At 72.1% G+C, this 23056-nt stretch carries 22 protein-coding genes and 1 pseudogene; 15 read left to right on the top strand and 8 right to left on the bottom strand.

What is annotated here, in order from left to right; all coding sequences use genetic code 11:
• Nucleotides 1–123: 123 nt before the first annotated feature.
• The 6 genes from ACZ6D7_RS21970 to ACZ6D7_RS21945 all read left to right on the top strand — a co-directional run bounded on the left by ACZ6D7_RS21970 (nucleotide 124) and on the right by ACZ6D7_RS21945 (nucleotide 7887).
• The gene (locus tag ACZ6D7_RS21970) at nucleotides 124–1488 is read left to right on the top strand and encodes a CAP domain-containing protein (RefSeq protein WP_469492974.1); all 1365 of its coding nucleotides are present in this window, start codon (nucleotides 124–126) and stop codon (nucleotides 1486–1488) included.
• Between the two features lie 189 nt (nucleotides 1489–1677).
• Nucleotides 1678–2805, top strand: coding sequence for a tetratricopeptide repeat protein (locus ACZ6D7_RS21965; RefSeq protein ID WP_469492971.1), 1128 nt, complete (start codon nucleotides 1678–1680; stop codon nucleotides 2803–2805).
• Nucleotides 2802–3872 (top strand): polyprenyl synthetase family protein, encoded by a 1071-nt coding sequence (locus ACZ6D7_RS21960; protein WP_469492968.1) that lies wholly within the window; start codon nucleotides 2802–2804, stop codon nucleotides 3870–3872. The genes ACZ6D7_RS21965 and ACZ6D7_RS21960 overlap by 4 nt, the downstream gene beginning before the upstream one ends.
• A 391-nt stretch (nucleotides 3873–4263) precedes the next feature.
• Nucleotides 4264–5904 (top strand): serine/threonine protein kinase, encoded by a 1641-nt coding sequence (locus ACZ6D7_RS21955; protein ID WP_469492966.1) that lies wholly within the window; start codon nucleotides 4264–4266, stop codon nucleotides 5902–5904.
• Nucleotides 5905–6056: 152 nt separating this feature from the next.
• Complete coding sequence (locus ACZ6D7_RS21950; RefSeq protein WP_469492964.1) at nucleotides 6057–7082, top strand: hypothetical protein; 1026 nt, start codon at nucleotides 6057–6059, stop codon at nucleotides 7080–7082.
• 85 nt (nucleotides 7083–7167) lie between these two features.
• Nucleotides 7168–7887: a DUF2238 domain-containing protein gene (locus tag ACZ6D7_RS21945; protein ID WP_469492961.1), complete on the top strand. Its 720-nt coding sequence runs from the start codon at nucleotides 7168–7170 to the stop codon at nucleotides 7885–7887.
• On the opposite strand, the gene ACZ6D7_RS21940 is transcribed toward ACZ6D7_RS21945, so the two are convergent.
• Both ACZ6D7_RS21940 and ACZ6D7_RS21935 read right to left on the bottom strand, forming a co-directional pair.
• Complete coding sequence (locus ACZ6D7_RS21940; RefSeq protein WP_469492959.1) at nucleotides 7808–8293, bottom strand: DUF6328 family protein; 486 nt, start codon at nucleotides 8291–8293, stop codon at nucleotides 7808–7810. The two genes, ACZ6D7_RS21945 and ACZ6D7_RS21940, sit on opposite strands and share 80 nt — an antisense overlap.
• Before the next feature lie 65 nt (nucleotides 8294–8358).
• On the bottom strand, nucleotides 8359–9342 hold the full coding sequence (locus tag ACZ6D7_RS21935; RefSeq protein ID WP_469492956.1) for an aldo/keto reductase: 984 nt from the start codon (nucleotides 9340–9342) through the stop codon (nucleotides 8359–8361).
• A gap of 151 nt (nucleotides 9343–9493) precedes the next feature.
• Here ACZ6D7_RS21935 and ACZ6D7_RS21930 point away from each other — a divergent pair.
• Nucleotides 9494–10370 (top strand): annotated as a pseudogene (locus tag ACZ6D7_RS21930) (cholesterol oxidase substrate-binding domain-containing protein); the annotation flags it as partial.
• A 193-nt stretch (nucleotides 10371–10563) separates the two neighbouring features.
• On the opposite strand, the gene ACZ6D7_RS21925 reads toward ACZ6D7_RS21930, so the two are convergent.
• Complete coding sequence (locus tag ACZ6D7_RS21925) at nucleotides 10564–11775, bottom strand: FAD-dependent monooxygenase (protein WP_469493067.1); 1212 nt, start codon at nucleotides 11773–11775, stop codon at nucleotides 10564–10566.
• A gap of 356 nt (nucleotides 11776–12131) precedes the next feature.
• On the opposite strand from ACZ6D7_RS21925, the gene melC1 reads away from it, so the two are divergent.
• Together melC1 and melC2 are read left to right on the top strand one after the other, a co-directional pair.
• Complete coding sequence (gene melC1, locus ACZ6D7_RS21920; RefSeq protein ID WP_469492953.1) at nucleotides 12132–12545, top strand: apotyrosinase chaperone MelC1; 414 nt, start codon at nucleotides 12132–12134, stop codon at nucleotides 12543–12545.
• Between the two features lie 32 nt (nucleotides 12546–12577).
• Nucleotides 12578–13399, top strand: coding sequence for a tyrosinase MelC2 (gene melC2 / locus ACZ6D7_RS21915; protein ID WP_469492950.1), 822 nt, complete (start codon nucleotides 12578–12580; stop codon nucleotides 13397–13399).
• On the opposite strand, the gene ACZ6D7_RS21910 is transcribed toward melC2, so the two are convergent.
• The gene (locus ACZ6D7_RS21910) at nucleotides 13400–14122 is read right to left on the bottom strand and encodes a ribonuclease H family protein (protein WP_469492941.1); all 723 of its coding nucleotides are present in this window, start codon (nucleotides 14120–14122) and stop codon (nucleotides 13400–13402) included.
• 34 nt (nucleotides 14123–14156) lie between these two features.
• Nucleotides 14157–14951: a VOC family protein gene (locus ACZ6D7_RS21905; protein ID WP_469492938.1), complete on the bottom strand. Its 795-nt coding sequence runs from the start codon at nucleotides 14949–14951 to the stop codon at nucleotides 14157–14159.
• A gap of 393 nt (nucleotides 14952–15344) precedes the next feature.
• On the opposite strand from ACZ6D7_RS21905, the gene ACZ6D7_RS21900 reads away from it, so the two are divergent.
• The 3 genes from ACZ6D7_RS21900 (at nucleotide 15345) to ACZ6D7_RS21890 (ending at nucleotide 18831) form a co-directional block, all read left to right on the top strand.
• Nucleotides 15345–16787: a family 2B encapsulin nanocompartment shell protein gene (locus ACZ6D7_RS21900; protein ID WP_469492936.1), complete on the top strand. Its 1443-nt coding sequence runs from the start codon at nucleotides 15345–15347 to the stop codon at nucleotides 16785–16787.
• A 16-nt stretch (nucleotides 16788–16803) separates the two neighbouring features.
• Nucleotides 16804–17856, top strand: a complete 1053-nt coding sequence (locus tag ACZ6D7_RS21895; RefSeq protein WP_469492933.1) for a family 2 encapsulin nanocompartment cargo protein terpene cyclase — start codon at nucleotides 16804–16806, stop codon at nucleotides 17854–17856.
• 102 nt (nucleotides 17857–17958) lie between these two features.
• The gene (locus ACZ6D7_RS21890) at nucleotides 17959–18831 is read left to right on the top strand and encodes a geranyl diphosphate 2-C-methyltransferase (protein WP_469493064.1); all 873 of its coding nucleotides are present in this window, start codon (nucleotides 17959–17961) and stop codon (nucleotides 18829–18831) included.
• A gap of 102 nt (nucleotides 18832–18933) precedes the next feature.
• On the opposite strand, the gene ACZ6D7_RS21885 is transcribed toward ACZ6D7_RS21890, so the two are convergent.
• Nucleotides 18934–19416 carry a VOC family protein gene (locus ACZ6D7_RS21885; RefSeq protein WP_469492932.1) on the bottom strand — a complete coding sequence of 161 codons (483 nt, stop codon included), beginning with the start codon at nucleotides 19414–19416 and terminating at the stop codon, nucleotides 18934–18936.
• Between the two features lie 243 nt (nucleotides 19417–19659).
• On the opposite strand from ACZ6D7_RS21885, the gene ACZ6D7_RS21880 reads away from it, so the two are divergent.
• Nucleotides 19660–20289 carry an ATP-dependent Clp protease proteolytic subunit gene (locus ACZ6D7_RS21880; RefSeq protein WP_469492929.1) on the top strand — a complete coding sequence of 210 codons (630 nt, stop codon included), beginning with the start codon at nucleotides 19660–19662 and terminating at the stop codon, nucleotides 20287–20289.
• A 1-nt stretch (nucleotide 20290) separates the two neighbouring features.
• Nucleotides 20291–20893, top strand: coding sequence for a ClpP family protease (locus ACZ6D7_RS21875; RefSeq protein ID WP_469492927.1), 603 nt, complete (start codon nucleotides 20291–20293; stop codon nucleotides 20891–20893).
• A 61-nt stretch (nucleotides 20894–20954) separates the two neighbouring features.
• Here the strand turns inward: ACZ6D7_RS21875 and ACZ6D7_RS21870 are convergent, their stop codons facing one another.
• The gene (locus tag ACZ6D7_RS21870) at nucleotides 20955–21344 is read right to left on the bottom strand and encodes a helix-turn-helix domain-containing protein (RefSeq protein ID WP_469492925.1); all 390 of its coding nucleotides are present in this window, start codon (nucleotides 21342–21344) and stop codon (nucleotides 20955–20957) included.
• A 251-nt stretch (nucleotides 21345–21595) separates the two neighbouring features.
• On the opposite strand from ACZ6D7_RS21870, the gene ACZ6D7_RS21865 reads away from it, so the two are divergent.
• On the top strand, nucleotides 21596–22483 hold the full coding sequence (locus tag ACZ6D7_RS21865; protein WP_469492922.1) for an RNA polymerase sigma factor SigF: 888 nt from the start codon (nucleotides 21596–21598) through the stop codon (nucleotides 22481–22483).
• An 8-nt stretch (nucleotides 22484–22491) separates the two neighbouring features.
• On the opposite strand, the gene ACZ6D7_RS21860 is transcribed toward ACZ6D7_RS21865, so the two are convergent.
• Nucleotides 22492–22944: an ATP-binding protein gene (locus ACZ6D7_RS21860; RefSeq protein ID WP_469492921.1), complete on the bottom strand. Its 453-nt coding sequence runs from the start codon at nucleotides 22942–22944 to the stop codon at nucleotides 22492–22494.
• Nucleotides 22945–23056: the final 112 nt, after the last annotated feature.

The raw sequence follows: 23056 nt of genomic DNA, 5'->3' as shown, positions 1-23056 counted from the left end.
CCCGGGCAGGCGGTCCGGGAGCCCGCGGGGCCCCGGTGTCCGTGCCGGGAACCCGCGTGCCCCGGTGTCCGTTGTCCGGACAACACCCCACGGGGGTGCGTACGACGACACCGGGGCGGTGGGATGAGCGAGTTGGTCTCCGGGGGCAATCTGCCCCTCCCGGGCGGCGCCCTGGCCGTCCGGGTCCCCGGCCCCTTCGACGTGTGCGCGCTCGTCACCGACGACAGCGGCAAGGTGCGCGGCGACGCCGACTTCGTGTTCTACAACCAGCCCGCCGCACCGGGCGCCCGGCTCCACGGCGACACGCTCACCCTGGACCCGGGCCGGCTGCGCGCCGGCGCCACGCGCGTCACCGTGGTCGTCAGCGCCGCCGAGCCGGGCACTCCCCTGGGCCGCCTGCCCGCGCCCACCCTCCAGGTCGCCGACGCGCGGGGCCGCCCGCTCGCCCGGTTCGCGCCACCGCGCCCGCGGCAGGAGACGGTCCTGCTGCTCGCGGAGGTCTACCGGCTCGGCGGGGTCTGGAAGCTGCGGGCGCTCGGCCAGGGGTACGCGGACGGACTGGCGGGCCTGGCCCGGGACTTCGGGGTGGAGGTGCTGGAGGACACGCCACCCGCACCACCCGCACCCGTGCGCGGGCGGCCGACCACCACTGCCGCACGTGCCTCCACCCCGCCCTCGTCCCACGCCCCCGCTCCCCGCTCCACCCCCGGCCCCGATCCCGACGGCTTCCTCTCCCTCGTCAACCCCGCCCGCGCCTCGGCCGGCGCCCGGCCCGTCTCGTTCGACGCCCGGCTGGCCTCGGCGGCCCGTGCGCACGCCGCCGAGATGGCCGCAGCAGGGCGGCTCGGCGCGCAGGGCCGGGACGGCGTCTCGCTGCACCAGCGCGTCACCTCCGCCGGATACGCCTATCTGTCCGTGGGTGAGCACCTGGTCTCCGGGCCGCGCACACCCGCCGAGTTCGTCGCCTACTGTCTGCGCACGGACCAGCCCCGCCGCACCCTGCACGACCGAGCGTTCACGCACGCCGCCCTGGCGTACGGCACGGACACCCGCGGCGACACCTACTGGACCGCCGTGTGGGCGAGCCCGCTCACGGCGGACGGGCTGGCCCGGACGGCCGCCGAGGTGGTCGGTCTCACCAACCGCGAGCGCGCGAGGGCGGGGCTGCACCCGCTCGCCGTCGACACCCACCTCACCACCGCCGCCCAGGCGCACTGCGCGGACATGGTCGCGCGGTGCTTCTACTCGCACACCTCGCCGGAAGGCGGTCAGCCGTGGGACCGGGCCGCCGCCGCGGGATCGTCCCGGCGGACCATCGGGGAGAACATCGCCTGCGGTCAGCGCTCCGCCGCCGAGGTGGTGGAGGGCTGGATGAACAGCCCAGGGCACCGCGCCAACATCCTCAAGCCCGCCTTCACCCACATCGGCGTCGGTTTCACGGGCGGCGGCCCGGCGGGCACGTACTGGACCCAGCTCTTCGGCGCCTGACGCCCTGCCGGGCCCACCCTGCCTGCCCCCATCCTGCGCGCCCCGCACGCCTCCTGACGTCCCGTCGGCCTCCGAGGTGATCTGCGCCTCACAGGCAACCCCGTCCCCGGGACCCGCGTCTTGATCGGCAACAGGCGCTATACGCGCCATGTATACACAGAGTGTATACATGAGAGCCGAAAGGAATCCATGTACGGCAAGGCATTCGCCCCGGAGTACCAGGGCGCCCTCACCACCCTGTCCGTGAACTCCTCCCTCACCGACGTCCTGGCCGCGGGCGCCGAACAGCTGAAGGCGGCCGAACGGGCCGGGGAGCAGGGCGAGGCGGCCCGCTCCGGGCTCGCGGTCGCCGAGGCGCACCGACGGCTCGGGCAGGTGCGGGAGGCGGACAGCGCCTGGAAGGCCAGCTACCGGGCGGCGCGGGACGCCGGTGACGTCGCGGCGATGGCGTGGGCGCTGTGGAGCGGCGGCACCCTGGCCCGGCAGCGGGGCGCGTTCCCGCTGGCCCGGAGGCTGCTGGGTCTCGCGGCCGACCTCGGCGAGCACGGCGGCGACATCGTCGTGCGGGGCTACTCGCTGGCCGGGCTCGCGGAGACCGGGCGGATCCAGGGCGACTACGAGGCGGTCGGGCGGCTGCACGAGCAGCTGCTGGCCGAGGCACGCCGGCGCGGCGAGGCGCGGCACACGGTGTGGGCTCTGGAGGGCATCGCGCAGATGCACCGCAACTCCGGTTCCTACGACACCGCGTTCGCCCTGTTCGAGGAGGCGGCCGAGATCGCCGCGGGCGCCGACGACCGGCGCGGTCACGCGTGGGCGCTGCGCGGCCTGGCGGACATCGTCTCGGTGCGCGACGAGGACACCGGGCGGGCCCTCGCCCTGCTGTCCGAGGCGGAGGACACCTGCCGAGCGATGAAGCTGTCGGGCGCGCTGGCGTACAACCACAAGATGCGCGGCAACGTCCTCTACCGCGCCGGGCGTTACGCCGAGGCACGGGCCCTGTACGAGCGGGCGCTCGGCGAGTTCCGGGCGATGAAGGAGCCGCGCGGCGAGGCCCTCTCCCGGCTCGGCCTGGCCAAGTCCCGGGCGCGGCTGGGGCACGACCACGCCGAGACGGCGGCCGAACTCGCCGACCTGGCCGGGGTGCTGGAGCGGATCGGGCTGCGGCACGCCCGGGAGATGGTCTCCCGGGCCCAACTTGAGCTGGGCATCGACCCTTCCGAGCCCACGCCGGCCCTTGAGCCCACCACCGAACCCACCGAGCCCACCACGGCCATTGAACCCACCGAACCCACCGAAACCGTCGAGGCCAGCCGGTGACCCCGCTCGACACGCCGGTGCGCCGGCCCGGCCCGCCCGCCCCCGCGGGAACGCCTGCCGCCGCACCCCGACTGCTCACCCGCTGCCGCACCTTGGTGCGCCCCGCGCTGACGGAGGCCGTCGGGCGGCTGCATCCCTGGGTCGGCGAGATGGCCGCGTACTCCTTCGGCTGGTGCGAGGCGGGCGGGGCGCCCGCCGTCGGTTCCGGCGGCAAGGGGATGCGCCAGGCGCTCGCGGTGCTCGGTGCCGAGGCGGCCGGCGCGCCCGCGCGCACCGGGGTGCCCGCGGCGGTCGCGGTGGAGCTGGTGCACGCCTTCTCGCTGCTCCACGACGACATCATGGACGGCGACCCGACCCGGCGCGGCCGTCCCACCGTGTGGAAGGCGTACGGCACGGGACCGGCGGTCCTGGCGGGCGACGCGCTGTTCGCGCTGGCGGTCGAGACCCTCGCCGTCCAGCCGCCGCCCTCGGGACCGGCGGCCGTACGGCTGCTGTCCGGGGCGCTCGGGGACCTGGTGCGCGGACAGGCCGACGACCTGCTGTTCGCCGCCCGGCCCTGGTCGGGGCCGGAGCGGGTGACGCCGGAGGCGTACCGGGCGATGGCCGAGGGCAAGACCGGTGCGTTGCTGGGCTGTTCGGCCGCCCTGGGCGCGCTGCTGGCCGGCGCGCCGCCGGTGACGGTGGCCGCGCTGGACCGGGCCGGACGGCTGCTCGGGGTCGCCTTCCAGGTGGTCGACGACGTGCTCGGCGTCTGGGGAGACCCGTCGGTCACCGGCAAGCCCGTGCACGCCGATCTGCGCGAGCGGAAGAAGACCTTCCCGGTGCTGGCCGCGCTCGCCTCGCCGGACCCGGCGGCGCGCCGGCTGGCCGTACTGCTCGACGGGGACGGGGATCCGGCCGAGGCGGCCGGGCTGGCCGAGGAGGCCGGGGGACGCGCGGCGGCGCTCGCCGAGGCGGACCGGCTGGTCGCCGCGGCCGAGGGGGCGCTGGCCGAGGTGCCGCTGGCCGCCGGCGCCGTCCGCGACCTGCGGTCCCTGATCGGGTTCGCCGTGCGCCGGGATCTCTGACACGCCCCGTCCCGCCACGGACCTCGCAGCGCGCACCGTGCCGTGGACGGAACCGGCCGCCGGATGTCTTCTTCCGGCGGCGCGGGGCGGAACGTTTCGGCCTGCGCCGAAAAAGGGAGAATCCCCGACACGCCCCGCTGGCCGAAATCCCTCGCACGCACCCCGCAAGCGTTTTCGGGAACCTCCCGAGCCCGTTTACCGCTGGTTACACCGCTGGACGACCCCCGGCAATTTCCTTTCCTCGCACATATGCTCGGCCCTTGTCCGCCCCTATGCCCGGCGTCCTTGAATAAAAGACAGGAATCGTGCCGGAGTGGCGGTCCAATTGAACGGACCACCGCGCATGCGCCGTACTCCTGGGAAAGGGAGAACTCCGGGGGTTCAGCGAGGGATGACCATGGTCAAGGCGCACGTCTCCACGCACGAGTTGGTCGCTGGGAGGTACCGGCTCCTCGACGTGGTCCACCGCGAGACCAATCGCGTCAGCTGGTACGGGGAGGACCTCCAGGCGGCGCGGCCCTGTCTGGTCACCCGGGTCGGGCTGCCCCCCGACCTCGGCGAGGCCGAGGCGTGTCACGTCTCCGACCGGGTGCTGCGCATGTCGGCGACGATGGCCGGGCTCTGCCCCGGCCGGATCGCCGCGGTCGTCGACGCCCTGGCGGAGGCGGGGTCCCTGTGGACCGTCACCGAGTGGATCGACGGGCTGCCGCTCGGGCAACTGGTCGAGCAGAAGGGCTCGTTCGGTACGGCGCGGACGGCCACGATCGGGCTCCAGCTGCTCGACGTGCTGGAGGCCGCGCACGGCGAGGGCATCACCCATGGCGAACTCAGCCCCGGCCAGGTGTTCGTGCGGGCCAAGGGTCCGGTCGTCGTCACCGGGTTCGGGCTGGCCGGCGCCACGCTCGTGCCACGGCTGGCGGCACCGGCGTACGCCTCGCCCGAGCAGGCCCGGGACGAGCGGATCGGCCCCGCGGCGGATCTGTGGGCGCTGGGCGCGATCCTCTACACGATGGCCGAGGGGCGGCCGCCGTACCGTGACCGGGACCGGCCCGAGGCCACCCTCAAAGGCGTGGACCGGCTGCCGCTGCGCACTCCGCTGCGGGCCGGCCCGCTCACCCCGGCCGTACAGGGCCTGCTGCGCAAGGACTCCCGGGAGCGGCTGACCCGCCTCGTCGTACGCCAGAGCCTCACCCGGGCGCTGGACGAGGAACCGCTCCCCACCACGCCCCCGCCTCGGCTGCGGCGCGCCTACACCGTGGCCCGCAACGCGGGCCCGCAGTGGAGCGGGCGGGCCATGGCGGCCGGGACGGCGCTGGCGGTCCTCACGGTGGCGGTCGCCGCCCTGACCGTGACCCACCAGCTGCCGGGCACCCAGGACACGGCGGCGGGCGGCGGCGCGCCGGCCGTGCCGTCGGCCGCCCCGACACCCTCCGCCGAGGACGGCGGCGACATCGGCGAAAGAGTCACGCCGACGCCCAGCACACCACCCTCCAGCTCCGCGCCCGCCACCCCGTCCGCGCCGCCCTCCTCCCCTTCGTCCCCTTCTGCCTCCACCGACGCCCTGCCGTCCGGCTACCGCGTCTACCGCGCGCCCGAGGGCTTCTCCGTCGCCCTGCCCGCCGGCTGGAAGCGGCTGGACACCACGGAGGGCGCCGACAACGCGTATCGCGTCACCTTCGGAGCGGCAGGCGATCCACGCACGCTCGCGGTGACCTACAGCGAGCGGGTGGGCCCGGATCCGGTGGCCGTGTGGCGCGAGGACGTCGAGCCGAACCTGCGGCAGCAGGGCGAGTACCGGCGGATCGGCGCGATCGAGGCGACGACGTACCAGGGGTACAAGGCGGCCGACATGGAGTGGGTCGTCGACGCCGACGGGACCCAGGTGCACACGTTCGGCCGGGGCTTCCTGCTCGGTGGGACGCGCGGCTTCTCCCTGCGCTGGACGACGCCCGCCGCCGACTGGGACCAGGGTGGCAACCGCCAGGCCCTGGACACGTTCCTGCGGACGTTCCGCCCGGGCTCGGCGGCCTGAGGGCCGCCGCTGGGCCGCCACCCGCCGCCCGCACCACGGGCCGCCCTGCGTCGCCCGCCGTCCACGGGTCCGTCAAAGCGTTGCCAATGGGTGCATATAGGCTGCCGGTCTGCACGTCCGCGTTTCCCGCAGCCTTCTGAGGAGAGTCATCCGTGACCCTGGCGATCGACCGGCCCGAGACGTCCCCCGCGCCCCTGTCCGACCTTGTGGCACGGGACGCGCGGGAGTTCGGAGTCTACGCGCGCACCGGCGGGTGGGCCTTCGGGCTGATGGTGGCCCGCAGCGTCCGGCCGGGCGGGCAGAGCGCGGACGAGACGCCGAAGGTGTCGGCGAAGGAGTTCGCGGAGCTGGCCGGCTGCTCCCCCGAGCGCGTGATGCGGTACTACAAGGCCTGGGACCGGGCGGCCGACGACGGTCTCGTCCCGCAGTTCGAGGAGCTGGCGCCGGGCCAGGAGGTCGAGCTGCCGGACGCCGACGTGTGGACGGGGTACTACGTCTCCCGGTCCAGCGCCACGTCCGAGCGCGGCACGGCGATCGCCGAGGCCGCCGAGGCGGAGGGCATCCGGCCGACGAAGGCGCTGGAGGTCGCGGAGAACCCCACGGCCCTGCGCGCCGCGATCCTCGCCGACCCGTCCACCGCCCGCGCGGCCCGCGCCGCCCTCCTGGACCGCGTCAGGGAGGACCCGGAGCTGCAGGCCGAGCTGGCCCGGGACGTGGTGCGCACCGACGACCTGAAGAAGGCGGTGGCCACCGAGAGCCGCTCGGCCGACCGGATCGGTTACGTCCGCCAGATCGCCGAGTCCGGTCAGGTCAAGACGCCCGCGGGCCAGACCATCGACGCGCCGGTCGGGCTGCGCCAGGAGGCCGAACGGCACCTGTCGCTGATCGACGAGCTGGACGAGAACGAGGACGCCGGCGAGTGGGCGAGCGAGGCCTACGACACGATGAAGCACCTCGTCGTGGAGACCGTGGAGGCCGACCCCGAGCTGCGCGTCCAGGAGCGGCGCACCAAGTTCTACAGCAGCCTCCAGAGGGCGACGAAGGTCTTCGAGGAGCTGACCTTCGACGACGCCCAGGAGTTCTACGAGGACGACATGGTCCAGCGGCTGGAGGAGCTCCAGCAGGCCATCGGCACCTGCATCACGGCCCTGCGCGGGGCGCGCGGAAACGCAGGGTGAGCTGAGTAGCCGTACTCATGCCGCCGGTCGGCGGGCGGCCCGACGATGGGTGCTCCCAAGTCGTTCTTCCTTCAAGGAGCGCCCGATGTCCGCTGCCGGCCTGTCCGCCGTACCGCCCGCACCGCGCCGCACCCTGCCCGCCCTGTGCGCCGGGCTGGTCGTCGCGGGCCTGGCCCTGTCGGCCTGGCACCCCTACGACCCCACGACCTGGCTGCTGGAGACGGTGTGGGTGCTCGTGGGGCTGCCGGTGGTCGTCCTGGCCTGGCGCCGGTTCCCGCTCACCGGCCTGCTGTGCGCCCTGCTCGCGGTGCACGCACTCGTGCTGGCGCTGGGCGGCCACTACACGTACGCGCGTGTGCCGCTCGGCGACTGGGTGCGGGACGTGTTCGGCCTCGACCGCAATCCGTACGACCGTTTCGGCCACCTCATGCAGGGGTTCGTGCCGGCGATCCTGGTCCGGGAACTGCTCAGCCGTACGTCCCCGCTGCGGGGCAGCCGCTGGCTGGCGCCGCTGACGGTGTGCGCGTGCCTGGCGTTCAGCGCGGTGTTCGAGATGTTCGAGTGGGCGGCGGCCGTGATCGGCGGGCAGGCGGCCGACGCCTTCCTCGCCACCCAGGGCGATGTGTGGGACACCCAGTGGGACATGTTCTGCGCGCTGATCGGTGCCACGGTGTCCGTGGCGCTGCTGGGACGGCTGCACGACCGGCAGCTGGCCGCCCTGTCCGTCAGCGCGTCGAGTAGCGGTGGCGCGTCCACAGGGGCACAGCGAACCAGCACAGCAGATACCACACGACGACACCGGTGACCAGCCAGGGCACGTACCCGTCGTGGGTCGCGACGCGCAGGACCAGCAGGAGTGCGCCCGTCATGGTGGCGAGGAGCAGCAGCAGGCCGACGAAGGTCAGCCGGGAGGCCCACACCACGGCCTGGGGCTTGACCCGCCGCCCGGACACCAGGCGGTGCAGCGCCACCGGCCCGATCAGCGCGCCGGTGGCGGCGGACCCCAGCACGATCGTGACGACGTAGAGCGTCTGGTTCGTGTCGCTGAGGGTCGTGAACCTCGGTGCGAACACGACGGTGAGCAGGAAGCCGAAGAGGATCTGGACGCCGGTCTGGGCGACGCGGACCTCCTGGATGAGGTCGCCCCACATCCGGTCGGCCCGTTCGTCCTCGGTCTCGTCCCGTCCGTCTCTTCTGTCGTCCTGATCCATACGGCCCGGGTATCCGGGCCGTATGTCGTTCAAACGGACGGCTGGCGCGGTTCGCCCGAACAGGCCTACCAGCGGTTCTCGACCTGCTCCTTGATCCGCCGGTCGTAGAGGTCGCGGACCGCCGCGAGGGTCTCGCCGGAGAGGTCCGGCAGCTTGGCGGCGGCCGCGTTGGCGCGGGCCTGCTCGGGCGAGCGGGCGCCAGGGATCACGGTGGTCACACCGGGCTGCTGCACGATCCAGCGCAGCGCCAGCTGGGCCGGCGTGTACCCCTCGGGGGCGAGGGCGGCGAACTCGACGGCGGCCTCGACGCCGGTCGCGTAGTCCACGCCGGAGAAGGTCTCGCCCTGGTCGAAGGACTCGCCGTGCCGGTTGTAGGTGCGGTGGTCGTTCTCGGGGAAGACGGTGTCCTTGGTGTACTTGCCCGAGAGCAGGCCGGAGGCGAGCGGCACGCGGGCGATGATGCCGACGCCGGCCTCGCGGGCCGCCGGGAGCACCTCGTACAGGGGCTTCAGCCGGAACGGGTTGAGGATGATCTGCACGCTGGCGACGCCCGGCCGGGCGATCGCGGTGAGCGCCTCGGCGCAGGTCTCGACGCTGACGCCGTACTGGGCGATGCGCTGCTCCTCGACGAGGGTGTCGAGGGCGTCGAAGACCTCGTCGCGGGAGTAGACGGGCGTGGGCGGGCAGTGCAGCTGCACCAGGTCGACGCGGTCGACGCCGAGGTTGCGGCGGGAACGGTCGTTCCAGGCGCGGAAGTTGTCCAGGACGTAGTTCTCGGGGATCTGCTCGACGCGGCGGCCCATCTTGGTGGCCACCAGCACGTGCAGGTCGGGACGTCCGCTCAGGAAGGCGGCGATGGTCTGCTCGCTGCGTCCGTCGCCGTAGACGTCGGCGGTGTCGAAGAAGGTCACCCCCGACTCCGCGGCCGCCTCCAGGACCGCGAGGGCCTCCTTGTCGTCGACGTCCCCCCAGTCGGCGCCCAGTTGCCAGGTGCCGAGACCGACGACGGATGCGTGCTGGCCAGACCTACCGAATTCGCGCTCGTCCATGGCGTCAGTCTGTCATCCGCCGACGGCTGGTGCGGAACCGGCGGGTCCGGCCTGTCATCTGTGCATTCTTCACTCTCACGGGTGATGGTGTTCGACGCGGCGCCGTCCTGTGACAGCGGGCGCCTACCGTGAGTCCGTGACTGATCGTTCACTGAGCAACCATCAGCCGGGGGACCCCTCCTGGACCCGCCGCGGCTTCCTGCGCACCGCGGCCGCCACGCTGGCCGCCGTCCCCGTCCTGGTGGCCGCGGACCCGGCCGTCGCGGCGGAGGAACTGCCGGACTTCCCGGCGGACGTGCCCCTGTCCCGTACGGCGTACCGCAACTGGGACGGCGAGATCACCGTGACCGGGCTGTGGGCGTGCGCGCCGCGCGCCGCCGGGCAGATGGTAGGCGTCGTCAACTGGGCCTGGCGGCACGGCTGACGAGGCGGACTGCGCCGCGCTGCTCACCCATCTCGGACGGTCGCTGGTGACCGAGGTGGTGCTGCGGGTGGGGGCGAACAGCAATCTGCGGTGTCTCAGCCGTACGGACATCCCGGCGAAGGAACTGTTCGCGGCGCCCGGCGCGGGCGGGCGGACGCTGGCGAGCTTCCTGGAGTCGGACGGGCGGGTGGAGGCGCTCTGGTTCGCGTTCACCGAGTTCCCGTGGTTCAAGGTGTGGTCCGTGGCGCCGGCCAAGCCCCTGACCTCGCGGCGCGTGACGTCCCCGTACCCCTATCCCTTCTCCGACAGCGTGCCCACGCCGGTGGCGGACCTGGTCGGGCGGATGGTGTCGGGCGCGGCCTGGTATCTGGCGCCGGTGCTGGGCAACGCGCAGTTCGACGTGGCCGCGCTGGGGCTGGTCACGACGCCGTCGGCGGACGTCTGGGGGCCGTCGAAGAACACGCTTCTCTATCTCCGGCCCACCACGCTGCGGGTGCACGCCAACGGCTACGCGGTGCTCACCCGCCGGGACCAGGTCCAGCGGGTCGTCTCGGACTTCGCCGCCTTCTACCGGGAGCGGCTCGCCGCGTACGCCGCTCAGGGCATGCCGCAGTAGGCCAGGACCGGGAGGGTGAGCCGGGCTCGCAGGCCGGTGTCTTCCCTGGTCGGAGCCTGTATCGGAACGGGCGAGGCCATGGACACTCCTGCGGCCGGCACGAAACCAAAAACGGGTGAATGGCAATTCACCGTAACAGTGAATTGCCATTCACCCAAGCGGATCGGACCGGGGGCGCCCGCTACTTCCGGGAGGTCAGCACGCGCGTGTGGGCGCTCCGGGCGATCTTCGGGCCCAGCCAGCGCTTGAGGCGACGCAGGGCTTCCAGCCGGCCGGCGACCCGGTCGACGCGGTAGTAGAGCTGGGGCGGGACGTAGGGCAACAGGGGTGAGTGGCGCTGGCCCAGGAGGGCGAACATGCGCTCCGGGGGGAGGTCGATGTAGCGGGTGAGGTTCTCGTACCACTGGGCGCTGTAGCGGGCCGCGCTCTGCGGGGACAGCAGGGCCGACTGGCGTTCGCGCTGGTAGCGGGCGAGGGCCCGGGGAAGGTCGGCGCTCTCCCGCAGCGCGTCGGCGAGGGCCATGGCGTCCTCCAGGGCGAGGGTGGTGCCGGCGCCGATGGAGTAGTGGGTGGTGTGGGCGGCGTCGCCGAGCAGGACGAGGTTGTCGTGGTACCAGGTCCGGTTGGTCAGGGTGCGGAAGGTCAGCCACTGGGCGCCGCCGCCGGCCGGGGCGCGGCCGATGAGCGGGTGGCCGTCGAGGATGTGCGCGAAGAGCTTCTCCAGCCGGGCCAGTGCGTCGGCCTCGCTCCCCTGGTCCAGGCCGAGCCCGCTGCGGGTCTCGGGGGCGCACTCGACGACACAGGTGCTCTGCTCCGCGCTGAAGGGGTAGCCGTAGCACCAGACCCAGCCGTGCTCGGTCTCCACGAAGGCGAAGGTGAAGGAGTCGAAGACCTTGGTGGTGCCGAGCCAGACGTAGGAGTTGCGGCCCGGACGGAGTTCGGCGCCGAACCGGTCGGCGCGATGGGTGCGCAGGGCGCTGTGGACGCCGTCGCCGGCCACGACGAGGTCGGCGTCCGGCAGGTCGTCGGCGGTGATCTCGCACTCGAACTCCAGCCGTACGCCGAGGGCTCGGGCGCGTTCGGCGAGGATCTCCAGGAGCTTGTGGCGGCCGATGCCGTGCCCTTCGTCGCCGGGCTGACGCGTCGCCAGGTCCCTTACGTGGGCGACGCCCTGGTTCCAGCGGACGGAGTTCTCCTCGATGGCGCCGGCCGACTCGGGGTCGTGGGCGCGGAGCCGGTCGAGGAGTCCCTGCCAGTAGGTGACGCCCCAGCCGTAGGTCGAGCCCTCCGGGTCGCGTTCGTAGACGGTGATGTCGTGGGACGGGTCCTGCCGCTTGAGCAGGATCGAGAGATACAGGCCGGCGGGCCCGCCGCCGACACAGGCGACCTTCACGGACACCCCTAAGAGCTACCAGACGTGATGAATTGACGACGCAGGGTAGCAGTGTGCGCGGAGCCCTCGGGGACGCCTCAGATCCATGATCACGTCACTTTCCGCACGTGAGCCACACCACCGGCAGCGCGCGCCCGCGCGAAAGACCACCGGAACAGGCGCCTTGACGGAAAGGAATTGCCCCTTCCGCCCCGCGTCGGGGCCCCTCGCGAGCAAGATCATCTTCCTTCAATTTTGCACGACACATCATTAATTGTCCGGATCGCAGCCAACCCGTCGCGGCCGATTTCTCCCCTTCTCCGCCCACTGGATAGGCATGCGGGGTCGTCAACCCAACGCACCCCAGGAGGTCCCGCATGCCGGAACTCACCCGTCGAAGCGCGCTCACCGCCGCGGCCGTCGTCGCCGTCGGTGTCCCGCTGGTCGCCCTGCCCGCCGCCCGGGCGGACGATCACCCGCACCACAGCCCCGGCTCCCCCAGCTCCCCCAACTCCCCCAACTCCCCCGCCGCCTTCGACGAGGTCTACAAGGGCCGCCGGATACAGGGCCGTACGGTCTCCGGCGGTGGCCACCACGGGGGCAGCGGCCACCACGGCGGCGGATACGCCGTGTTCGTGGACGGGGTCGAGCTGCATGTGATGCGCAACGCCGACGGCTCGTGGATCAGCGTCGTCAGCCACTACGAACCGGTCGCCACCCCGCGGGCCGCCGCCCAGGCCGCCGTCGACGAGCTCCAGGGCGCCCGGCTCCTCCCCTTCCCCGCCAACTGACCCACTCCCCCGCACACTTGGAGCATCCGCACATGACCGTCCGCAAGAACCAGGCGTCCCTGACCGCCGAGGAGAAGCGCCGCTTCGTCGCCGCCCTCCTCGAACTCAAGCGCAGCGGCCGCTACGACGCCTTCGTCACCACGCACAACGCGTTCATCCTGGGCGACACCGACAACGGCGAGCGCACCGGCCACCGTTCGCCGTCCTTCCTGCCCTGGCACCGCAGATTCCTGCTGGAGTTCGAGCGGGCGCTGCAGTCGGTGGACGCGTCGGTGGCGCTGCCCTACTGGGACTGGTCCGCCGACCGTTCGGCGCGTTCCTCGCTGTGGGCGCCGGACTTCCTCGGCGGCACCGGGCGCAGCCGGGACGGTCAGGTGATGGACGGGCCGTTCGCCGCGTCGACGGGGAACTGGCCGATCAACGTCCGGGTGGACGGCCGTACCTTCCTGCGCCGGGCGCTGGGGGCGGGCGTCCGTGAGCTGCCCACCCGCGCCGAGGTCGACTCGGTGCTGGCGATGGAGACGTACGACATGGCGCCCTGGAACAGCGCCTCCGACGGCTTCCGCAACCATCTGGAGGGGTGGCGCGGGGTCAATCTGCACAACCGCGTGCACGTCTGGGTCGGCGGGCAGATGGCGACCGGGGTCTCCCCCAACGACCCGGTGTTCTGGCTGCACCACGCCTACATCGACCGGCTGTGGGCGGAGTGGCAGCGCCGGCACCCCGCGTCTCCGTACCTGCCGGCCAGCGGGACGGCGAACGTCGTCGACCTGAACGAGACGATGAAGCCGTGGAACGACACGACCCCGGCGGCCCTGCTCGACCACACCCCGCACTACACCTTCGACGCCTGATCAGGCCTCGGCGGTCCGGCACTCCGGGTGGCCCCAGCCCTGGGCGTTCTTGGCGATCTGCTCGCCAGCGGCGTAGGGGCGCCCGCACACACAGCGCCCGGGGAACTTGGCCTTGATCGTGCGGGACGACGAGCCGCCGCCCTGCCGGGGCGCCGAACCGGCGCTCTTGCGGGGCGACTTGCCCCCGGAAGAGCGGCCGGACCACGGCTTCGGGGTGTCCGGCGAGGGCGGCGGCTGCGGGGAGCCCTGCTCGCTGCCCGCCGCCTCCTGGACACTGGCCGCCTGGCTCGCGGCCCGGTCGGCGAAGTCGTTCAGCGGGTCGCCGTCGACCTGGTGGGCGGGGACGTAACGGAAGTCGACCGAGCGGCCGTCGAGCAGCTCGTCGATGCGGACGACCAGCTCCTGGTTGGCGACGGGCTTGCCGGCGGAGGTCTTCCAGCCGTTGCGCTTCCAGCCGGGCAGCCAGGTGGTGACGGCCTTCATGGCGTACTGGGAGTCCATCCGGACCTCGAGCGGTACTGCCGGGTCGGTCGCCGCCAGCAGCCGTTCCAGGGCGGTGAGTTCGGCGACGTTGTTGGTGGCCCGGCCGAGCGGCCCCGCCTCCCAGCGGGCCGGTTCCTCCGAGTCGTCGGCGACCACCCAGGCCCAGCCGGCCGGTCCCGGGTTCCCCTTGGAAGCCCCGTCGCACGCGGCCACAACACGTTCACGCATGGGCACGATCATGCCATGGCCGCGCGGGGGCTCCGGCCGGCCGGTCTCACACGGGTGTGGTCGTCGGGGCGTCGCCCTCCGTGGTCGTGAGGTCGATCACCGAGAAGTTCGCGCCCTGCGGGTCGGTGAGGGCGGCGAACCGCCCGAACGGGCTGCTCATCGGCCCGAAGCGCAGGACGCCGCCGAGCTTGGTCGCCTTGGCGACGGCGTCGTCGCAGTCGGGGACGACGAAGTAGACGTTGACGTACGACGGCACCTCGGGCGGGAAGTCGTCCGTCATCTTCATCCGGCCCAGCACCGTGTTCTCACCGACGTTGAAGATGCGGAAGTCGATCGCGTCGTCCTCCATCTGCTGCGCCGTGTACGGGAAGACCGTGGTGAAGAACCGGTCCGCCCGCTCGGGTTCGCGGGTGAAGACCTCGGCCCAGCCGTAGCCGCCCGGGACGCCCAGGGCCTCGAAGCCCTCGTGGGTGCCGGCCTGCCAGACGCCGAAGACGGCGCCGCTGGGCTCACGGCCCAGGCACATCGTGCCGAAGTCGCCGACCTGCATCGGCTCCATCAGCACCTCGCCGCCGGCGGCGCGGATCTTCGCGGCGGTCGCGGCTGCGTCCGGGGAGGCGAAGTACAGGCACCACTGCGACTGCCCCTCCTGACCGGGCATCGGCGGAACGACGGCGGCGGCCGCCTTGCCGTCGGCGTAGGCCTGGGTGTAGTTGCCGTACTCCGACGACGACTCGCCGAACGTCCAGCCCAGGACGTCGCCGTAGAAGCTCTTGGCGCCCTCGACGTCGCTGAACATCGCGTCGGCCCAACAAGGGGTTCCCTCTGGTTGTACGGCCATGACCGCAGCCTTCCGCTGAGATGACTCTGTCCGGTTCCTCACGCTAGTCACCCGCCGGTCGGCCCGCGCGCCGAACCGCCGCGCGGGAATCACGGCCCGAATGTCACGGAATGTGACCGTACGACGTCACCTGACGCCGTACCCGGTCCCCCGATCCGGTGAACGATCCGTCCCAAGCCTGTGATCGCGGGTGCGTGGGAGCGCGCGAGAGACGTGGTTGTGCCCAGGGTGCACCCTCGGTCCCGTCCGCCCGGTCCGCACCCCGTGGCGCACGAATCCGCCCCTTTCACGCCGTACCCCTCCGTCACGGAGAGTGATTCGCTGGTGCCGCGGATCACCGAACCGATCTTCGCTCCCGTTCCGCTCATCACCGTGCACCTCCCTGGAGGGAATGTGTCCACACCGGACAGCGCCACCGGTCCCGCCCTCGACGAACACGCGCCGGACCCCGCCGCCGACGGGCAGCTCACCAGCCTCGGCACCCAGGCGGCCCGCCAGCTCGCCACCACCCACAAGTCCGAGCCCCAGATGCAGGCCATCAGCTCGCGCTGGCTGCTGCGCATGCTGCCCTGGGTGGACGTCAAGGGCGGCACGTACCGCGTCAACCGGCGGCTGCAGCTGAAGGTCGGCCGGGGCCGGGTGCAGTTCGAGCAGAACGGCGGGGACGACGTCCGGGTCGTCCCGGAGTCCCTCACCGAACTGCCCGTGCTGCGTGGCTACTCCGACAACGGGACCCTCGCGGAGCTGTCCGCCCGCTTCCAGACACGCGAGGTCCGGGCCGGCCAGGTGATCTTCGAGGCGGGGCAGCCGGTGACCGAGACCTACCTCGTCGTGCACGGCCGGTTCACCCGCTTCACCGCCGGCAAGTACGGCGAGGAGGAGATCGTCGGGGTCGTCTCCGGCGGCGACCAGCTGGGCGACGAGGCGGTCGGCCAGGACGATCCGCTGTGGCTGACCTCGGTGCGCGCGGACACCGCCGGGGTGCTGCTGGCGCTGCCCTGGGCCGTGCTGCGCGAGTTCGTCGGCCGGGTGCCGTCCCTCGCGGCGCATCTGGAGGCGTACGCCCAGCGGCAGCGGCGGCCGGTGAACCGCAAGGGCGAGGCGGACCTGCCGCTCCAGGCCGGCCATGTGGGCGAGCCGACGCTGTCGGCGGGCTTCATCGACTACGAACTCTCGCCGCGCGAGTACGAGTTGTCGCTGACCCAGACCGTGCTGAAGGTGCACACCCGGGTCGCCGACCTCTACAACGACCCGATGAACCAGACCCAGCAGCAGCTGCGCCTCACGGTCGAGGAGATCCGTGAGCGCCAGGAGTGGGAGCTGGTGAACAACCGGGAGTTCGGGCTGCTGCACAACATCGACTACGGGCAACGGGTGAGCACCTTCACCGGGCCGCCGACCCCGGACGACATGGACGAGCTGCTGTCGATGCGGCGCAAGACCAAACTGTTCCTGGCCCATCCCAAGGCGATCGCCGCGTTCTTCCGGCAGTGCAACCGGCGCGGTCTGGTGCCGGGCACGGCGACCGTCGAGGGGCACGAGATCCCGGCCTGGCGCGGGGTGCCGATCTTCCCGTGCAACAAGATCCCGATCACCGAGCAGCACACCAGCAGCATCATCGCGCTGCGCACCGGCGAGGGCGACCAGGGGGCCGTCGGCCTGTACCAGACGGGCATCCCCGAGGAGTTCCAGCCCGGTCTGAACGTGCGGTTCATGGGGATCGACGGCAACTCGATCATCCGCTACCTCGTCACGGCCTACTACTCGATGGCCCTGCTGGTGCCCGACGCGGCCGGAGTGCTGGAGAACGTGCAGATCGGCCGGACCGCCGAGTGAGGGCGGGGAGTTCGCGATGAGCACGCCCCTGAGCACCGGGAGCGCGCTGCCCGGCCCGCCGAACCTCGCCGCGAGCCTGCGGGCCCGGCGCGGCGGCGCGATCCCCGGACTGCGGTACCGGGAGGTCTCCCCCGCCGATCCGGAGAAGGCCGCGGAGGTGGACCGCCGGCTGGAGGAGTGGGCCCGCCTGCTGGATCTGTTCCCCGCGGCCTGGAACGGGGACTTCGCGGGGTTCCAGTTCGGCCGGGCCGTGGTGCTCCAGCATCCCGGCGCGGCCGAACTGGAGCGCCTCACGGCGGCCGGCAAGTTGCTGCTGGCGGAGAACATCGTCGACAACTGCTACTGCGAGGTGGACGAGGGCCGAGGCGCGTCCCGCAGCGGCCTCGGCGGCCGGCTGGTCCTCGCGCAGTCGGCGCTCGACCCCTTCCACGGCCCGCCGCAGTTCCAGGAGGACTGGGCGCGGGGCATGCGGGCCGACGGCCCGCTGCGCTCGTACCACTGGGCGCTGAAGGACTTCGCCGCGCTGGCCACGCCCAGCCAGACCGACCGGTTCGTGCACGACATCGCCCGGCTCCACCTCGGCTATCTCGCCGAGGCGGCCTGGGCGGAGACCCGGTACGCGCCGCGGATCTGGGAGTACCTGGTGATGCGGCAGTTCAACAACTTCCGGCCGTGTCTGTCGATCGTCGACGCGGTCGACGGCTACGAACTGCCCGAGCCGCTCTACGCGCGCCCGGAGATCCAGCGGGTCACGGCGCTCGCCTGCAACGCCACCACGATCGTCAACGACCTGTACTCCTTCACCAGGGAGCTGGCGTCCGATCCGACCCATCTCAATCTGCCGCAGGTCGTCGCCGCCAACGACCGCGGTGGACTGAAGGCCGCCTATCTGAAGTCGGTCGAGATCCACAACCAGATCATGGAGGCGTTCGAGGAGGAGTCCGCCCTGCTCGCCGCCACCTCACCGCTCGTCGAGCGCTACCTCCAGGGTCTGTCGGACTGGGTGGCCGGCAACCACGAGTGGCATGCGACGAACACCCACCGCTATCACCTGCCCGACTACTGGTGAGCAGCGCGTTCCTGACAGACAACCCGTTCTCGACAACCCGTTCTCGACAGCCCGTTCTCGACAGCACGTCGTCCACAGCATCGCAAGGAGTCACCGTTGACCATGACCCCCGACACCCTCGCCGCGACCGTGCAGCTGCCGACCCAGTCCGTCTACCAGAACCGCGTCGCGGACTACTGGAACACCGAGGAGAACCCGGTCAACCTCGAACTGGGCCGGATCGACGACCTCTACCACCATCACTACGGCATCGGCGCCGCCGACCGGTCGGTGCTCGACGAGCCCGACCCCGACCTGCGCAGGGACCGGGTGACCGCCGAGCTGCACCGGCTGGAGCACGCCCAGGCCGAGCTGCTCGCCTCCCGGCTCGGCCCGCTCACCCCGGACGACCGGGTGTTCGACGCGGGCTGCGGGCGCGGCGGCGGCAGTGTGACGGCCCATCTGCGCCACGGCTGCCACGCGGACGGCGTGACCATCTCCGCCAAGCAGGCCGAGTTCGCCAATGAGCAGGCCCGCAAGCGGGGCATCGACGACAAGGTGCGCTACCACCATCGCAACATGCTGGACACGGGCCTTCGGACGGGCGCCTACGCGGCGTCGTGGAACAACGAGTCGAGCATGTACGTCGAGCTGGACCTGCTCTTCGCCGAGCACGCCCGGCTGCTGCGCCGCGGCGGGCGGTACGTCGTGATCACCGGCTGCTACAACGACACCTACGGACAGGCCTCGCGGGAGGTGTCGCTCATCAACGCCCACTACATCTGCGACATCCACCCGCGTTCGGAGTACTTCCGGGCGATGGCCCGCAACCGGCTGGTGCCGGTCCATGTGGAGGATCTGACCGAGGCGACCATCCCGTACTGGGAGCTGCGCAGCGAGGCCGAGCATCTGGTCACCGGCATCGAGGAAACGTTCCTGACCGCCTACCGCAACGGCAGCTTCCAGTATCTGCTGATCGCGGCGGACCGGGTGTGAGCGCGGACCGGGTGTGAGCAGGGGTGGTGCTTCCGTCTCCGGTGCTCCCGTCTCCGCGAGGGCGGGAGCACCACCCGGTGGCGGGCTCCCGCGCCGCGCCTGCTACGCGCCGTCGTACGCCGTCCGGAGCGCGGCGAGGTCGAGCTTGCCCATCGCGAGCATGGCCTTCATGGCCCGGGCGGCCTTCTCCTGCTCGCCGCCGGTGATCATGTCCATGAGCGCGGTCGGGACGACCTGCCAGGACACGCCGTACCTGTCCTTGAGCCAGCCACAGGGGCCGGGCTCGCCACCGCCGTCGAGGAGCTTGTCCCAGTAGAAGTCGATCTCCTCCTGGTCGGCGCAGTCGATCTGGAAGGAGACGGCCTCGTTGAACGTGAACTGGGGGCCGCCGTTCAGGGCGACGAACTTCTGGCCGTTCGCGGTGAACTCCACGGTGAGCACCGAGCCGGCGGGGCCCGGTCCGGCCTCGGTGTAGCGGGTCACGTTCCCGACCCGGGAGTTCTTGAAGATCGACACGTAGTGGTGGGCGGCCTCCTCGGCCTGGCCGTCGAACCAGAGACACGTGGTGAATCCGTCGGTGGTCATGAGTACCTCCTGGGCGTGGAACGCGGTCATCAGTGTCGACCCCGGGCCGCCCTGGAACTCATCGGTCGGGCCCGGAATCCACCCGGACGGCCGCGCGGCGGGAAGCCGTCGAACGGGCCGACGGCTCCCGCTCCGGTCCGCTCTGCCCGTGGCGAATCTGCCACGGGCAGAGAAATCTCGTCGGGGCGCCGTGCGAGGCCGAGAGTGAGGTCGACGGCATTCCCCCGACGACGAGGAGACCCGATGACCCCGCTCGCTCCAAGGGCCGAGGAGGGCGACACCCCGCCCACCCGGTTCGACGACCATCTGGCCGCCCAACTGCTGGCCCAGCGCATCGTCCTCCTCGGCACCCAGGTCGACGAGGTCTCCGCGAACCGGGTCTGCGCCCAGCTGCTCATCCTGTCCGCGGAGGACCCGCGCACCGACATCGCCCTGTACATCAACAGCCCGGGCGGGTCGGTGCACGCCGGCCTGGCCATCTACGACACGATGCGGCTGGTCCCCAACGACGTCTCGACGCTCGCGATGGGCTTCGCGGCCAGCATGGGCCAGTTCCTGCTCAGCGTCGGCGCGCCCGGCAAGCGGTTCGCGCTGCCGAACGCGCGAATCATGATGCACCAGCCGTCGGCCGGGATCGGCGGCACCACCGCGGACATCGAGATCCAGGCGGAGAACCTGGAGTTCACCAAGCGGACCGTCGAGCGGATCACGGCGGAGCACACCGGCCAGTCCCCGGAGGCCATCTCCCGTGACGGGGACCGCGACCGCTGGTTCACGGCCGAGGAGGCCAGGGGGTACGGCATGGTGGACCGGGTGGTGGAGTCGCTCGCCGACGTCCGCCCGGCCTCGGCGCGACGACGGGTGGGGCTGTGACATGGGGACGTACACGATTCCGCACGTCGTCGAGCGGACCCCGCAGGGCGAGCGGTCCTACGACGTGTTCAGCCGGCTGCTGTCGGAGCGGATCATCTTCCTCGGCACGGAGATCGACGACGGCGTCGCCAACGTCGTCATCGCGCAACTCCTCCATCTGGAGTCGGCGGCGCCCGAGCAGGAGATCGCGATCTACCTCAACTCCCCCGGCGGCTCGTTCACCTCGCTGATGGCGATCTACGACACCATGACGTTCGTCCGCGCGCCCATCTCGACGTTCTGCGTGGGACAGGCGGCGTCCACGGCGGCCGTGCTGCTGGCCGGCGGCGACCCGGGGCGGCGGTTCGTGCTGGAGCATGCGCGGGTGCTGCTGGGGCAGCCGGCCAGCGGCGGCAGCCGGGGCACGGTCTCCGATCTCGCGCTCCAGGCCCAGGAGATGATCCGGATCCGCGCCCAGGTCGAGGAGGTGCTCGCCCGGCACACGCACCACGACATCGCCACGCTGCGCGCGGACATGGACCGCGACAAGGTGTTCACGGCATCGGAAGCGGTGGCGTACGGGCTGGCGGACGAGGTGCTGGGCCCGCGCCCCGTCGGCGTCTGAGCGCGTCGCCGGACGGCCGAAGCGGCTCCGCGTCGCCGGACGGCCGACGCGGAGCCCGTCGTCAGGCGGCCAGGCAGAGGCCGTCGTACGGCGCGGTGGTCGTCGCGCGGATCCGGGCGGGCCGGCGGCCGACGGCCCGGGTGAGGTCCCCGTGCGCCCGCGCAAGCAGGTCGCCGAGGCTCAGGCCGAGGGCGTGGGCGGCGGCCGCGAGGACCTCCGAGGACGCCTCCTTGCGGCCGCGCTCCACCTCCGACAGGTAGGGCATGGAAATCCGGGCCTCGTCGGCGACGTCCTTCAACGTACGTTCCTGGGCCTGGCGTTCACGGCGCAGGACGTCTCCGACCAGGTCGCGCCAGAGCGGCTCTCTGGGGGTGTCCTGCTCGGGGGCCGGGCGCGCGGCGGGCGGGCGCAGCGGGATCACTCGGGCTGGTTTCGGCGTCTGCTCGGTCACCTCCCCAGCCTAGAAGCGCGGACGGTGACGGAAAGTCTCCGGCGTTGCGCTCTCGGTGGAATCGGGACCCCGGCGCGGTCCTCGTCGCGCCGTCGGTCGTGCCGTGGATCGTGCCGTCGGCGTGCTGTCGCGACGTCAGGACGCATGCCTCGGCCCAGGCGGGGTACCCGCCCCCTGAGCGGATCCGCCTGTGCGCGTCCGCTCACGGACCGAGAGCAGTAGCCGTCGAACAGTGACTTTTGGGAGAGGCAATGCACACCGCCGTGATCCGGTCGGAGGCACAGGTCGTCGAGGACACCGCCAGGACCAGCACGGATGGCGCACCCTTGCCGGGAGTCGAGGACCCGCGGAGCGTGGCGCCGCGCGACGCGCGGGAGTTGTCCCGCCAGTTCTTCCAGCGGCTGGCCGTCCGCGAAGAAGGCACCCACGACTACCAGTACGCGCGCAACACGCTCATCGAGATGAACATGTCCCTGGTGCGGTTCGCGGCCGGACGGTTCCGCAACCGCGGGGACGACATGGAGGACATCGTCCAGACCGGGATGATCGGCCTGATCAAGGCCATCGACCGGTTCGAGATCTCGCGCGAGGTGGAGTTCACGTCCTTCGCGCTGCCGTACATCGTGGGCGAGATCAAGCGGTTCTTCCGGGACACCACATGGGCCGTGCACGTGCCGCGCCGACTCCAGGAACTGCGCGTGGAACTGGCCAAGGCGCGGGACGAACTGGCGGGCCGGCTGGACCGGGAGCCGACGGTGGCGGAGCTGGCCACCCTGATGAACATCTCCGAGAACGAGGTCGTGGAGGCGCAGATCGCCGCCAACGGCTACAACTCCTCCTCGCTCGACGCCGCGCTCACCGGCGACGGCACCGACAGCGGCGAGGCGGTCCTCGCGGACTTCATCGGTGTGGAGGAGGACGGGCTGCGGCTCGTCGAGGACTTCCACGCGCTCGCTCCGCTGATGGCCGAGCTGAGCGAGCGGGACCGGCGGATCCTGCACCTGCGGTTCGTCGAGGAGGCCACCCAGGCGGAGATCGGTGAGCGGCTCGGCTGCTCCCAGATGCATGTGTCCCGCCTGATCAAGCGGATCATCACCCGGCTGCGGGAGGGCATGCTGGGCGAGCTGGACCGCGTCTGAGGCGCTGGTCAGTCGGCCAGCCTCAGCAGGGCGCGGACGCGCTTGCCCACCGGCACGCGCTCGGCGGTGACCTCCGCCGCCAGCGCGTGCACGATCTCCAGCCCGTGCCGGCCGATGCGCTCGGGATCCTTCGGGAAGCGAAGGGGCAGCGCGTCGCTGCTGTCGTACACGCACACCGTGACCGAGTCGTCCGTGCCCTCCATCTCCAGGATGTACGGGCCGTTGCTGTGCCGGTCGGCGTTGGTGACGAGTTCGCTCACCACGAGCAGCACGGCGCCGCTCGCGCGCTCGTCGATGCGCGCGCACCACTCGGTCCTGAGCTGGTCGACGAAGTGGGCGGCGAAGCTGCGTGCCTCGGCGATGCAACCGGGTTCGCCGGTGAAGTGCGCCGCCCGCCGTAGCGGTTCCACGGGTACGTCGAAACCAGTCGGTATCACTGCCCCGTCCAGGTGGTCGGTCATGCTGTTCTCTCTCGGAGGCCGGACTGGCCGGACGCTGCTGCATCTGTGCTCGTACCCCGTGCCGCGCCCGGCAGTCCCCGTCTCCGTCACCCCGTGCGTGTCGGGGGCATGG

The sequence above is a fragment of the Streptomyces sp. NPDC041784 genome (assembly GCF_055591025.1).
Note: the sequence above shows the minus strand (reverse complement) of the source record. Positions and strands in the feature narration are given on the sequence as shown.

Coding starts and splice junctions, on each gene's coding strand:
- ACZ6D7_RS21895 (WP_469492933.1), top strand. CDS start 16,804: ATGAGCACGCCCCTGAGCACCGGGAGCGCGCTGCCCGGCCCGCCGAAC.
- melC2 (WP_469492950.1), top strand. CDS start 12,578: ATGACCGTCCGCAAGAACCAGGCGTCCCTGACCGCCGAGGAGAAGCGC.
- ACZ6D7_RS21970 (WP_469492974.1), top strand. CDS start 124: ATGAGCGAGTTGGTCTCCGGGGGCAATCTGCCCCTCCCGGGCGGCGCC.
- ACZ6D7_RS21875 (WP_469492927.1), top strand. CDS start 20,291: ATGGGGACGTACACGATTCCGCACGTCGTCGAGCGGACCCCGCAGGGC.
- ACZ6D7_RS21905 (WP_469492938.1), bottom strand. CDS start 14,951: ATGGCCGTACAACCAGAGGGAACCCCTTGTTGGGCCGACGCGATGTTC.
- ACZ6D7_RS21885 (WP_469492932.1), bottom strand. CDS start 19,416: ATGACCACCGACGGATTCACCACGTGTCTCTGGTTCGACGGCCAGGCC.
- ACZ6D7_RS21890 (WP_469493064.1), top strand. CDS start 17,959: ATGACCCCCGACACCCTCGCCGCGACCGTGCAGCTGCCGACCCAGTCC.
- ACZ6D7_RS21860 (WP_469492921.1), bottom strand. CDS start 22,944: ATGACCGACCACCTGGACGGGGCAGTGATACCGACTGGTTTCGACGTA.
- ACZ6D7_RS21965 (WP_469492971.1), top strand. CDS start 1,678: ATGTACGGCAAGGCATTCGCCCCGGAGTACCAGGGCGCCCTCACCACC.
- ACZ6D7_RS21945 (WP_469492961.1), top strand. CDS start 7,168: ATGTCCGCTGCCGGCCTGTCCGCCGTACCGCCCGCACCGCGCCGCACC.
- ACZ6D7_RS21865 (WP_469492922.1), top strand. CDS start 21,596: ATGCACACCGCCGTGATCCGGTCGGAGGCACAGGTCGTCGAGGACACC.
- ACZ6D7_RS21880 (WP_469492929.1), top strand. CDS start 19,660: ATGACCCCGCTCGCTCCAAGGGCCGAGGAGGGCGACACCCCGCCCACC.
- ACZ6D7_RS21935 (WP_469492956.1), bottom strand. CDS start 9,342: ATGGACGAGCGCGAATTCGGTAGGTCTGGCCAGCACGCATCCGTCGTC.
- ACZ6D7_RS21940 (WP_469492959.1), bottom strand. CDS start 8,293: ATGGATCAGGACGACAGAAGAGACGGACGGGACGAGACCGAGGACGAA.
- melC1 (WP_469492953.1), top strand. CDS start 12,132: ATGCCGGAACTCACCCGTCGAAGCGCGCTCACCGCCGCGGCCGTCGTC.
- ACZ6D7_RS21955 (WP_469492966.1), top strand. CDS start 4,264: ATGACCATGGTCAAGGCGCACGTCTCCACGCACGAGTTGGTCGCTGGG.
- ACZ6D7_RS21910 (WP_469492941.1), bottom strand. CDS start 14,122: ATGATCGTGCCCATGCGTGAACGTGTTGTGGCCGCGTGCGACGGGGCT.